Raw genomic sequence first — 12,210 nt, forward strand, 5'->3', positions numbered from 1 at the left:
GTATGTATTCATTATCATTCGAAACACTGGAAAAATTAGATTACTAAATAATATGTGAAATTATAATTTTTATGAAAAATTTATAATATTATTCTAAACACAAAAACCAGTATCTTCTGGTCAAATGAGTATATGTAACATCACTATTTATAGGGGCTTACTTTTACGTAAGTCGCCTTTTCGTCATTTGAGCTGATTATATGCTTTAAGATTCTCAAACATATAAACTGCTAATAATTTATCTGAATTTTTTTCAAATACAAACTCATCCATATACTCACCTTCATGCCTCTCTCCATCACCTTCTTTCAAAGTAAAAGCTAAATAAAATCTGGCTGCAACACGATCAGTATCCTCTGTGTTGATGAAATATTGCTTAAATTTAGTACTAGCAGAACGAACCTTTGGTAAAAAATCTTTAAAGAATTCTTGGGCGTTGAATTTACCTTTACCTGTTGAGAAAACGACGGACTCTTTAGTAAAAATTGTAGCGATTTCTTGATACTTTGCTGCTCCCAAACCATTAACGTATTTTTTAACGACTTCCTGACGTTGTTGAGCAAGTTCCTCGGATGTAGTTGCAAATGCAGTATTGGTGAGAGCGAAAAGTACGATGGCAAGATAAGACATTTTCTTTAGTTTCATAATAGGTTCCATATTAGTAAGTTATCCCTCATTTGCATAGTGATCCATCACTAGATTAATGTAATAAGCTACCATCTTGATTGTCAACTGTTACCGTTAGAGCTGATATAAATGGAACGGCAAGGAATGGACAGTAGAAGAAAAAAACTTGCCACCACAGCGGGTCAACTGCGAAATGTGTTTATTATTACCACTCACAAACTGACCTTGATTAACTATTCGATTAACAAGCAGCCCTTCACCGACATTCAACACATGGAATTTATGACCATGTGTGTCGCGTAGGCATCTTGGCTGAAACAGGTAGATTGGTTGCTAGTTACGACCACTTATGGGGATCCCCATCGGTCAGCTGTTACACCGTGGAACCATTAAGGCTGGCAGTAGCGATACTAGCCTTAAGCAACAAGCATGGGAAAAAATTTTTTAAAATTTAGTATTAACCTATTTTAATATATATTATTATTCTATTATCTATTCATAATAATTATCATTAAAAAATAAATAATTATCTTAGCAAATTAAAATAGAGTATAAAATACTTTTTGACGATAAATAAGACGATTTGATACGTACAGAAACGATGAATGTGTTTTTTATACATTAAGCTATTAGCTCATTTTATTGCACGACGCTAATGGATGTTTAACGACCAACAAAGCATTAAAGGAACGAACCGTGGTAGCACCTGTTTCCTCTGAAGTTACTCACCCCCAATCTCATCAAGACACTCCAAAGTTTCAAAGCTCTCGGATATCCTTAAGAAAGGGGTCCACTGATCGTTCTTTTTCTCTGTTAGACTTTGCAAGAGAGAAAAAATGGCGTCATGCATTTGGGCATAACGGTGTGGCAAATTTACTTAGTGTGAGTAGAACAGCACATCGTGATACTGCTCAAGTTTCGTCTAATATTATTCGCCAGGCACCAACATTTCATCGATCCCCCGCTACAATTTATGTCCTTCTAGAAAATCAAAGAAAAAGTCTAAAAACATTAGCAATACAACCTTTCAAGATGGAAGAAGAATTATCACACAGTGAATATGCTAGTTGTCGTGCCTTAGTGGGAAGTCAGGCTCAGGCTCTACTACCCTTGCTGTCTACTTCTGAAAGAGGAAGTCAGCAAGTTGGTACAGAAGAGAAGAAAGTAGTTATTTTTAAGGCTAAAAATGAAACCGCTTCTATGCCTTTAAGCACTAAACACTGTACTCGGGAAGAAGAGGCACCTCCTGGATGTGTAACCAATAACCCCAAACGGTCATACCCTCCAGTTAGCCGTCAAGGAGTTGACAACCATGCAGATTTTACTCATCTCCGTCATTACAATCGGTAAAAAAATGAGCGCTAAATAAACACTGAATGTTATTAATTCTTAGCATCCATTAGTGCTAGAAAATAAAGATAAATATTGCCTCTTTCATCTTCTGGCATTTTGGCTACACATTATCTACTGCCTATTAATTTATGATGGCATTAATGGTTAACAATGAACCCCGAAAGCAGACTTGATTATCTTAAAGATGTATTACAACTACCCAGCTTAGTGTTTGATGAAGAAGGCTGTTGCATCGTTACTTTCGATGGTATCCCGATTAATTTTCAAACGATTGATGACCGCTTGGTGATGACAATTTATATCGCTGAATTGCCGGAAAATACTGAAGCTGATTTTTTCGCTAAATTACTGGCGGCCAATCTGTATTGGAAATCGACTCAAGGATGTACCCTGGCGTTTGATCCAGAGAGCCGATCACTGGTTGCTCAGGTCATTGACGATGAAAATAAGGACATTAAAAAAGTATTGGAATCACTGCTAGAAGTGACCGAGGGTTGGCGTACCTATATGGATAACCCTCCCATCCCACATAAACGACAAGATATTAGAGGAATAAGATTATGAAAACCGGTTCAGCTAGCGAAATAGTAGGTTCTTCTAGCTCGCAGACTACAGAAAGAAGAAGTGTTGAAAGCAGTGCTAAGACTCGTTTATCTTCAGGCGGTGTTGAGATAAAAGTCAGTCATGATGAAAAAAAGTCATCCTCCAAAGAAAACCTGAAAAGGGTGATGATAAGAGCTTATAACTTGCCTTTTTCACTACTTACAGCCAAACCTAAAATTAGCTCAGAGCAAGCTAGTAGTAGTGGATACTCTACAAAACAAACAGTACTCGAAAAGAGAAGTTTGCAAAACACCTCTAAGATACCTAATGTTGCAAACATTCCGCAAGAGACTGCTTATTTAGCTATGTCCCAAGAAAAAGCACCTTCACAGTTGGAAAAGGGATCCTCAGAATTTCCATATATGGTTGATCATGCCGCTGCAGCAGAATTCTATATAAAAAACGGACATCGTTCTCATAAATGTTTCCACGAACAACATGGTGTTGGATGTAATGGTCAAGCAAAAGATGTTAAAAAATCTGAAAGCTCTAGTCCACAAATTGAAAATCGCCAAAATAGTGGAAGAAATGTTTACCCTTGGCCCAAAGGGAACACGTCAGGAATAAAACCAGCTTCACATGCTGTGCCTCCTGGTCAATACGCCTAATTTATTTTCCATTTTAAAATAAATTAAAAAGCAGAATATTACATGATTGCTTATTGGCAATCATGTGAGTTCTGAGTAACAACGTGCTACCACTGTATTTTTTACTAGCAGGTAGATAGTTTGTTGGTAGGAAGCTCTTCTGCAAGAGAAGTCACAACGCTGGATTCACTAGACTTCTTCGGAAACTAGCATTCATGTAGGAATTTTGTTAAAAATCTCCTGAACAAGGAGCCCCTATGAAATATGAGGGACTCAAGGTACTGGAAGAGGAAAAATTTCGGCGCTTAACCGGAATTAAACGCAGTACATTTGAAAAGATGATAAAGATATTGAATGAAGCAGATAAGTGTAAGCAAGGAAAAGGAGGTCGGAAACCTAAGCTGTGTTTAGAAGAGCGCTTATTAATGGCCCTTGAGTATCTACGGGAATATCGCACTTATTTTCCTGTCAGCCAAAGCGATGGGGTGAGTGATAGCACATGCTATGAAACGATTAAATGGATAGAGAATACGCTAATAAAGCATCCTGATTTTGCCCTACCTGGACACAAAGCTTTATTAAAAAGTGATAGGGAGTATGAGCTCGTTCTTATTGATGCCACAGAAACGCCGATTGAACGTCCAAAAAAAATAAAAGCAGTTTTACTCAGGAAAAAAGAAACGACCCACCTTAAAAACCCAAGTGATCGTCGATAAAAAAAGCGACGCAGTCATCTGTACAACCATTTACTAATGGGAGGCGCCATGATTTTAGGTTGTTCAAGGAGTCTGGTGTGCGAATACATCCTGAAATCAAAACAGTGACAGATACAGGTTACCAAGGGCTTGGCAAGATTCATTCAAACTCGGCGTTGCCTAAGAAAAAGACAAAGAAAAATCCTTTAACACAAGAAGATAAACGCAACAATCGTAAGTTATCAAGCCTGCGTGTATTAAACGAAAATGTCATTGGTATGATTAAACGATTTAAAATTGTATCAGATCGTTATCAAAACAGGCGAAAACGGTTTGGATTAAGATTTAATCTGATTGCAGCAATTTATAACATGGAAATTAGATAAATGAGAGTTTCCGAAGAGGTCTACTGAAGAATAAGCAAGTTGAAAAACAAAGTAACAGGTTACGTAGATTATGTACTACTAGGTAAAGGATTATCGACTGTTGTAGACAGAACTTTTAGCGTAATACGTTGCTTTGAAGGTGAGCCAGGCAGCAACGCCTATGGTTAGTTTATCGGGCTAAAGGTTTGTACAGTTAAATCAGATAGGTCGTATGTATCATTATGCATAGTAAAGGTCCTGAAAAATTTTTGCATATCATTAATAGAACTAAACAAAAATTCTCCAAAATTAGGATCAAAAAATTGAAAAGTGTTGGACTTTATATCAATATACATTCCAACAGCATGAAGTCCCTTTTCATTATAAGGACGGATTGTAAGGTAATATCTACCATCGCTAATGGGTAGCTCTAATGTTGCTATTGCGTTCTTACCCAATTTTGATTCTAGATCGTTAATATGGCTAAAACAGTATTTTTTTTCGTCTATTTCATACATTCCATCTATTATATTGTGTTTTATATGTATTTTTTTATCACCTGGATTGCTATTTCTATTATATCGCTTTAATAAGTTAACTATTTTTTCATTATGATCAGAACAATATTGAACTGCTGATCCAATTATATCTTCTTTTGTAAGGTAAGCTTCTAGTACCAAATCATGTATTTCTGACTTGTGTAGACTATAATATTGAACTAATGATTCAGTTATTTTTTCATCATTTATAATATTATGTTTATTTACTAATTTATTTATGAAACTATCATCTTGGGCTATGATTTTAACAAACTCAACAAATTCTTTATGATTTTTATTAAAAATACTGACTAGCTCTCTAATACTTTCTTTATTTTTTATAAAAACATTTTCTTTTGCTAATTCAATTATATCGCTATCATTCTCACCGAAATATTTAATCAATTCAATTAATTTTCTATTGTCTTCAGAAAAATATCTAAGTTCATATTCATCCTGTGTTTCATTTTTAGTGAATGTAATTAATGTTTTTATATTTAGTTGTGCTATTTTTTTAGCTCCATCTTCTGTTTTTATAAAATTGAAAAAATTATTTTGCAGCAACGGATCACGCATACCTAACCAAGTCTCCACAAGTGGAGAACACACCCCGCGCGTTGCTAGCTCTAGATTTTTTAAAGAACGACTAGTAAAATCAGCCTGACAAAATGCCATTTTGTAGAATCCATTATAACGTTCCGCCAGTTTTTTAAGAGAAGCAATAGTTTCTTTATCAAGATAATGGCTATTTTCCTGATATTCTGTAATGGATATATCTTGTTGCGGATTTTCTTTCACTTTTTGTATTAAATTTTTTGTAAGTTCCTCCACACTTTGAGAAACTTCAACAATTCTTTGCAAAGTACTTTTAGAGGTATGATGTTGATTACTTAATACCTTATTTGTTTCTTTTCTGGCTAATGAAAAATTATTGTCTGTTATTGGCATGTTATTTACGATATATACTGTAAATTATCTATGGTTAATTAATTACTGCCTACTATAATAGAGGAGAGAACAAATGATCCTGATAAGAATATGATGAATAACAATGGCAAAGCCACAATATAATATTAAATTAGTCACGATTAAATTTAATACCATAAATTTTATGGTTAATAATAAGTAGGTTTTACTAAATTAATGTGTGTCACGAACATGAACGTAAGTTATGGTGCTGTACTAGAGATAGGACTAGGCCTTCTTGAGTCGACTTACAGGAACAGGCTTCACACTACCCAGTGCAGTTGCCCTTCTTTGGCAAAATACTACAGTTGTAGTTAAGTCGAAAATCTACAGTTTTTTCGGCATCACCGGTGACACTGCCAGAATGATGGTCAGTGCCAATCAGACCATCGCATCATCGCATCATCGCATCATCGCATCATCGCATCATCGGGATATTAAATCCTATTGGAAAAAACCGCCGGTTGGTATTATTGATGTGAAGGTAAGTCTGTCGATATTGCCTACGCCAGAGGATACAGTCTTGGAGGTTAATTTGAAATCGTTGTGAGAATACTCAGACGAGTACGAATTTTATATTTTGAACTAAGTGGTAAAAATCTCGGCAAAAATAGTAAGTGAAAAGGGAAACTTTTATGGAGTGAGTCTGGCTGGGAAATCAAAAACGAAGAGGGGAAGTCTGTGGAAGTGCAATGATAGGGAATTATATTACGTGCCATAAACGTGCCACGGCGATTTGAGGGAGACTGATGGTTATTGATGTTTTTTGATGGTTTGTTATATTGCGAATGCAGTTATTTTGTTTTAAATCAATATATTATAATTTTACCAACGGCCTTCTAAGCCGTAGGTCACAGGTTCGAATCCTGTAGGGCGCACCAAGTAAATCAATAGGTTAGCACCCTTTTTTTTCTTACCTATTTTTGCCACGTGCCAGAAACGTGCCATGCATTGTGATCACCTCATCCAACTTTTTAGCATGTTCCGTTAAATGAGTGGGAGATAAATGAGCATAACGACGCACCATCTCGACACTTTCCCAGCCTCCCATTTCCTGGAGTGCTGACAGGGGAACACCCGATTGAACCAACCAACTGGCCCAGGTGTGCCGCAAATCATGAAAACGGAAATCACTGATCCCCGCGCGCTTTAAGCCAGTTTGCCACGCGCGATTATCATCGACTCTAAATTTGGTTATTATCGCCGTGTCTTTCCCCTCACTACCTGGCACTTTTTTTCTCCTGACGAAGACCCAGCGTGAATGTCTCTCCCGCTGTTCCCGTAGAACAGCACAGGCTGTTTCATTCAGTGCCACCCCTATCGCTTTGCCTGCCTTGGCCTTTTCAGGGGGGATCCAGGCAACCTGTCTTGCCATATCTATTTGGTCCCACTCTAAATTAATAATATTCGACCGACGTAATCCGGTTGCTAACGCAAACACCACTATCGGCCTGAAATTTTCATGCATCACGGCAATCAGACGGTTGGCTTCTTCGTGAGATAACCAGCGAACACGCTTGTCATTCGGCTTGCGGGCTTTCAAATTCAGAGGCTTTTCTAACCATCCCCATTCATTTGCTGCAATCCGCATCAGACCTCGTATAAAAGAAAGGTATTGGCTACGGGTGGCTTGCGAGGGCGGCTTTTCTTTGAAATCAGGGGTCTCATTCCCCTTTTTTAATGACGCTTTCTGGGTTAATTCCCACCGTTGCCGGTGTCGCCGGTTTTTCATGGTTGAAACCACCTCTATCACCTCCTCTTCATTGATACTCGATAGATTTCTTCCTGAAAAATGCAGCAAGAAAAACCCGATTTTCGTTTTATCATCGTCAAGCGATCGCTTATGTTGTTTTTCGTTGATCCACCTTACACAAGCCTCCTCAAATGTTTTGTGTGGCATTTCGCCCAGTTTACTCTCTCTCCATGCGTTAGCTTTTAAGCTATCGTACAGCTCCTGTGCTTTCCGCTTGTCCGTTGTTCCAAGAGATTGCCTAATTCTTTTACCGTCCGGCGTAACGAAATCACAGTGCCACCCACCGTGCCGCATTTTGATTGACATACCCGTTGTTCCTCATTGTGTGTGCCAGTCGCCTTCACGATTATGTCGTTATTCCTGCGACGGACTGATTCAATACACGCTGTTTTTAATATTCTGTAACCCCCACTTTTTCCATCGTGGCCTGTCCTGTTACAGGGCAGCCTGCCCGCTCTAATCCACTCTTTTAGCGTGTTTTCACTGAGTTTCATGAATCTGCAGGCTTCTTTCAGTGTGAAGATTTCTTCACTCATCCTGGCTCTCTTCTTATTGGTTAAAAACGTCATCACGCCGTCCACATGGGGGCGTGAGATAAAGTCATTTCAAGCATAAAAAATAATGACAGGCTCTCTCTGCTAAGAGAAAGCTGTCAGTGATGAAAATAAAGGAAGGGATAATAAATATAAATAAACGCGGATAATAAAAATTATAACGCGTTGGGGTTCTTAGAAAACCTATTATTACAACATCATGATGACGGTCAATACCTTGTTAATTTTTCAATGTGGCAATAATTGTGTCTTTGGCTATTTCACCATAGTGGTCGATAAGGTATTGAGCAAAATGAGATGCAGTGATTTTATACTCAGAGTGAGCACTGATAGAAGCGGCAAAGGTGTCAAGTGCTTGGTAGAGGGTTGCGCCAATATAAATCCTCTCTGACGGTTCTTTCATCACGTCTTGTAACATAACGCTTCCTTTTTTTAGAGATAATATGTAAGTACTCCACTTGTATTGATAAGACGAAGCCCTACGTTAAACGCATTGTTTTTCGAAGAAGCAATAAAATGGTTTTATGGCAATCGATGTTTAGGCTTTTTTCTCTTCTTGAACCAGCTTCTTAATCGGTTAAACCAATTTTTCTGAGCCTGTACAAGATTCTGTGTAACTGCCGATTCCTCATAAATACACTGATAACCGTTCAGGGTATTCGATCATAAAGTGATTGAGAGCCTGACGCCAGTTTGGTATCGGCATTGTCCACTTTTCTGATGCAGATTCTATTGCCAGATAAATCACTTTTAATGCAGACCCATCATGTGCAAATATTTTGCGTTTTTTTATGGCTTTACGTATCACACTATTGAGTGATTCTATCGCATTTGTTGTATAAATCACCTTGCGAATTTCGTCGGGATAAGTAAAAAATGTGGATAGGTTATCCCAATTTCTGCGCCAAATTTGTACCAGTGTTGGGTATTTTTCACCCCAGCGTCCTTCAAAACTATCAAGCTCTTGCAAAGCATTTTCTTCTGTAGCGGAACGGTAAATGAGTTTTAGGTCGGCACAGAGTGCTTGTCGATCTTTCCAACTGACGTATTTGACCGAATTACGGACTAAATGGACAATGCAAAGCTGGATTTTTGTCTCAGGATAGACCGTGTTGACAGCCTCAGGAAACCCGGTTAAACCATCCATACAAGCAATTAATATATCATTTAAGCCCCGATTCTTTAACTCGGTCAGAATCGATAACCAGGTCTTTGCTCCTTCCGTCTCCGCTATCCACAAGCCAAGGCATTCCTTATGTCCTTCCATATTGATGCCTAGCGCGATATAGACAGATTTATTGATAACCCGCTTATCCTGGTGAACTTTAACGACAATACAATCCAGATAAACAATCGGATACAGATTGTCCAGTGGGCGACTACGCCAGGTGGTTACTCGGTCAATTACCGCATCAGTGACTTTAGATATCAAGGTTGGCGATACCTCAGCATCATAGATTTTTTTAAAGGTTTCGGTAATTTCCCGTGTGGTCATGCCTTGAGCGTAAAACGCTAAAATGTGATCGTCAAAATGGGTCAGCCGAGTTTGCCCTTTTTCAACCATTATCGGGGAAAACTCGCCGTTACGGTCACGGGGCGTTTCTATCGCTAATTCACCGTACTGAGAGGTAATATTTTTTGCAGAATAGCCATTACGACTATTACCGCTGCCACGTCCTTCAGCCGCATTTTTGGCATAACCTAGGTGATGTTCCATTTCAGCACCTAATGCCGCTTCTACTGTCATCTTAACGAATTCATTGAGTATCTTGTTTAGATCAGATTCAGTTTTAATGTCTTTTACCAGCGCCTGAGCTACCTGACGTAGCTGAGATTGTTGCGGGGTATCCGGTAATTTATTCTTTCTTACCATTGTCTATATCCTATTCACAAATTGTTTAAATATAGGCAATTACACAATTTTCAGGACAGGCTCATTTTTCTTTTCATTTCTTTTCGCTTCCCGTTCCCGCTCACGAAGCGCACGTTTTCTCGCTCTGCTCTGTCTGTTGCTCATAAGAAAACCTCCTACTCAATAAACTGTATCCCGGGGCGTATAAACGCTTGGGGAACAATGCGATCAAATCCGGTTTGATGACAAAAGTGTTTAAAGTCTCGCAATGAATGCACTTTCGCTTTTTGGTATAGAATACGAATTCTGTTTTCTATTGTGCGATGGGAGCGTGCCAATTTTTTACCTATTTCCTTGGCACTCATCGTGCGTAATAAATAAAAGATTATCCTCAGTTCAGATTGCGTAAATAGAGTCGAGGGAGGGTCCAATAATAGCGTGGCAGTTAGCTTATCTACGTAGTGGGACAGTGAAATAATAGCCAGTTTTCTGCCATAAAAAACTGTGCCGATGCACTTGTTTCTTTTATTATGCAACGGAAAGGTTTCGTATAAATAAGGTTGCAGTTTCTGTTCACGACCAAAGAAATGCGTTTTAATGAGGGTGATTTTTTGCCCGCTTTTTATAACCTCTCTTTCCAGTTTTTGAATGATTAAAGTAAATTCTAAAATACACGTAGGAAGTTCATCATCACGCCGCCCTATCACATCAAATCCTTGTGGCAAATTTAAAAAGTCAAGAAAAGCACGATTGGTATAAATAAAACGTGAGTCACAGTCTTTTATTCCCCAAACATCTTGACTATTTTCCATCATAGATGTCAGAGGTAATGAACGTGATACCTTTGTTATTTTTTTCATCATCTGTCCTAACCCTATTCAGTCCCTTTCATCGTGGATGACGCCCATCTAGGATGAGGGTAAATTACTTAGTCAGTGTGAAAGTCTAATTAGAAAAATAAAATGGAATAGTCTCCACGAGAGAGACTCTCTTTTCTATTTTTATCATGCTAGACGCTATCGCTTTCTACATCCCTTCAAAGCAAAAAGCGCAAGGCGGACATGAAATACGGTAAACAGACCATGCAGCGAATACGGTTCAAATTTGAGTTTTGCACTTGCCAACGTCTGTTTCACTGCGGGATAGGACACAGAACGTAATAAGGCGATGTCTTTTTGTGACACGCCTAACGCGAAAAGCATCGCCGTTTCAAATTGCACCGGTGTTAATTCAGGAAAAACTTCCCGTAATTCAGGAAATTGGGTAATATCGAGGTGAGCCATTGTAGCCTCTCAAGAAGGTTATGGTGGTTAGCTAACAGGGGTGGCTGAAGACCACCTCTGTTAGCGCTAGGGTTAAGTGATATAAACGGTGATTGCGTCACCGTCGCTATTTGCAACTTGTTGTAGCTATTTATGTTTTCATGGTGAGTGACTCCGTGGGTTTATGATGCGATGCTAAGTTCTTTTTCGTGGGTGAAGTGCCCGTCCCAATGGGTTTTCATTGGCAACTTATTTTTGCGGTAGAGGTCAAATAATCGGATTGCCCCTTTGCGCAGTAAAACGGGTTGATACTTGATAAAGTCATCACCGCTATGAATGCTGATTTTATGTTGATGTTCCGTCAGATATCGGTCACGTGCATAAGAGGTTGCACGCCAGCGGATATGGGATTTACTTTCGTTATAAAGCCAATTTCTGTCCGCTAAACAGTGATTAATCTGCTGTGTATTAATACCGTTGAGCATTTTGCAAAACTGAGTCGTCGTTATTCCTTCCTTAAACAGGTTTTTCAACTCGTGTAATTCCGCTTCCTGTTCTTTGTTCACTAAGGCTAACCTGGTTTTTTCGCGAAACTGCTCTGCCCATGCCATAGCCGCAACAGGGGGGTCTTCGAAATTAGGTAATATGCAGACAGGCCGTGTTGCTTTCTCTTCCAGCTCCCGCCAGCGCGTGGCGACTTTATGGCGAAGTGGAATACTGTAACCCATGACCAATGTCATGGTTAAATCTTGGTCAAGCAAATATTCCTGATAGGTGCGACCACTGGTGTCTTTATAATCGGCGGAAAAGTCCGCCGATTGAATAGTGAGCACTTCAAACATTTTTCTACAGTCATAAAGTACGTCTTTATGCTGTTTGCCTGTTAGTCGAGCAATTTCACGGCTAGATATTTTTACCTGTTGATAGATAGTGATGACATTTGACATGCAGAATTCCTTGCAAGTGAATTGCGATTAATGACCTCCGGTACGTTACCGGAGCAGAAGATTAATTAAGCTTTGATGTTGTGTCAGCGTGAGGTTGGGCTTTGCTT

14 protein-coding genes, 1 tRNA gene and 1 pseudogene are annotated in these 12,210 nt (G+C 38.8%); 7 read left to right on the plus strand and 9 right to left on the minus strand.

Annotated features, from left to right (window positions below; translation table 11 throughout):
* Positions 1–183 precede the first annotated feature (183 nt).
* Positions 184–645, minus strand: a complete 462-nt coding sequence (locus tag AAHH42_RS06780) for a hypothetical protein (protein WP_119797088.1) — start codon at positions 643–645, stop codon at positions 184–186.
* A gap of 111 nt (positions 646–756) precedes the next feature.
* Between AAHH42_RS06780 and AAHH42_RS06785 the strand changes: the two genes are divergently transcribed.
* The 5 genes and pseudogenes from AAHH42_RS06785 (at position 757) to AAHH42_RS06805 (ending at position 4,251) form a co-directional block, all read left to right on the plus strand.
* Positions 757–930 (plus strand): hypothetical protein, encoded by a 174-nt coding sequence (locus AAHH42_RS06785; protein ID WP_162859951.1) that lies wholly within the window; start codon positions 757–759, stop codon positions 928–930.
* 393 nt (positions 931–1,323) lie between these two features.
* Positions 1,324–1,977, plus strand: coding sequence for a hypothetical protein (locus AAHH42_RS06790; protein ID WP_119797087.1), 654 nt, complete (start codon positions 1,324–1,326; stop codon positions 1,975–1,977).
* A gap of 153 nt (positions 1,978–2,130) precedes the next feature.
* Positions 2,131–2,544, plus strand: a complete 414-nt coding sequence (locus AAHH42_RS06795) for a type III secretion system chaperone (protein ID WP_119797086.1) — start codon at positions 2,131–2,133, stop codon at positions 2,542–2,544.
* Positions 2,541–3,191: a hypothetical protein gene (locus AAHH42_RS06800; protein ID WP_342221138.1), complete on the plus strand. Its 651-nt coding sequence runs from the start codon at positions 2,541–2,543 to the stop codon at positions 3,189–3,191. The genes AAHH42_RS06795 and AAHH42_RS06800 overlap by 4 nt, the downstream gene beginning before the upstream one ends.
* 236 nt (positions 3,192–3,427) lie before the next feature.
* Positions 3,428–4,251: pseudogene (locus tag AAHH42_RS06805) on the plus strand (IS5 family transposase).
* A 164-nt stretch (positions 4,252–4,415) separates the two neighbouring features.
* On the opposite strand, the gene AAHH42_RS06810 reads toward AAHH42_RS06805, so the two are convergent.
* Positions 4,416–5,717: a YopT-type cysteine protease domain-containing protein gene (locus tag AAHH42_RS06810; protein ID WP_342221293.1), complete on the minus strand. Its 1,302-nt coding sequence runs from the start codon at positions 5,715–5,717 to the stop codon at positions 4,416–4,418.
* Positions 5,718–6,099: 382 nt separating this feature from the next.
* Here AAHH42_RS06810 and AAHH42_RS06815 point away from each other — a divergent pair, with 382 nt between their 5' ends.
* Together AAHH42_RS06815 and AAHH42_RS06820 are read left to right on the plus strand one after the other, a co-directional pair.
* Positions 6,100–6,285: a hypothetical protein gene (locus AAHH42_RS06815; RefSeq protein WP_119797379.1), complete on the plus strand. Its 186-nt coding sequence runs from the start codon at positions 6,100–6,102 to the stop codon at positions 6,283–6,285.
* 234 nt (positions 6,286–6,519) lie between these two features.
* Positions 6,520–6,616 (plus strand) — tRNA-Ser (locus tag AAHH42_RS06820).
* 32 nt (positions 6,617–6,648) lie between these two features.
* Here AAHH42_RS06820 and AAHH42_RS06825 read toward each other — a convergent pair.
* The 7 genes from AAHH42_RS06825 to AAHH42_RS06850 form a co-directional block, all read right to left on the minus strand.
* Positions 6,649–7,782: a tyrosine-type recombinase/integrase gene (locus tag AAHH42_RS06825; protein ID WP_425286328.1), complete on the minus strand. Its 1,134-nt coding sequence runs from the start codon at positions 7,780–7,782 to the stop codon at positions 6,649–6,651.
* Positions 7,671–8,057, minus strand: coding sequence for a helix-turn-helix domain-containing protein (locus tag AAHH42_RS14785; RefSeq protein WP_072551071.1), 387 nt, complete (start codon positions 8,055–8,057; stop codon positions 7,671–7,673). Before AAHH42_RS14785 ends, AAHH42_RS06825 begins: the two co-directional genes overlap by 112 nt.
* 205 nt (positions 8,058–8,262) lie before the next feature.
* Positions 8,263–8,460: a hypothetical protein gene (locus AAHH42_RS06830; RefSeq protein WP_342221216.1), complete on the minus strand. Its 198-nt coding sequence runs from the start codon at positions 8,458–8,460 to the stop codon at positions 8,263–8,265.
* Positions 8,461–8,670: 210 nt separating this feature from the next.
* Entirely contained in the window at positions 8,671–9,915 is a 1,245-nt protein-coding gene (locus AAHH42_RS06835) for an IS256 family transposase (RefSeq protein WP_342221106.1), read from the minus strand.
* Between the two features lie 155 nt (positions 9,916–10,070).
* Entirely contained in the window at positions 10,071–10,757 is a 687-nt protein-coding gene (locus AAHH42_RS06840) for a helix-turn-helix transcriptional regulator (RefSeq protein WP_342221217.1), read from the minus strand.
* A gap of 153 nt (positions 10,758–10,910) precedes the next feature.
* Entirely contained in the window at positions 10,911–11,177 is a 267-nt protein-coding gene (locus AAHH42_RS06845) for a transcriptional regulator (protein ID WP_119797156.1), read from the minus strand.
* Positions 11,178–11,338: 161 nt separating this feature from the next.
* Complete coding sequence (locus AAHH42_RS06850; protein ID WP_342221930.1) at positions 11,339–12,103, minus strand: Rha family transcriptional regulator; 765 nt, start codon at positions 12,101–12,103, stop codon at positions 11,339–11,341.
* Positions 12,104–12,210: the final 107 nt, after the last annotated feature.

Origin of the sequence: Candidatus Fukatsuia endosymbiont of Tuberolachnus salignus (assembly GCF_964030845.1) — a bacterium.
Lineage (GTDB): Bacteria > Pseudomonadota > Gammaproteobacteria > Enterobacterales > Enterobacteriaceae > Fukatsuia > Fukatsuia symbiotica.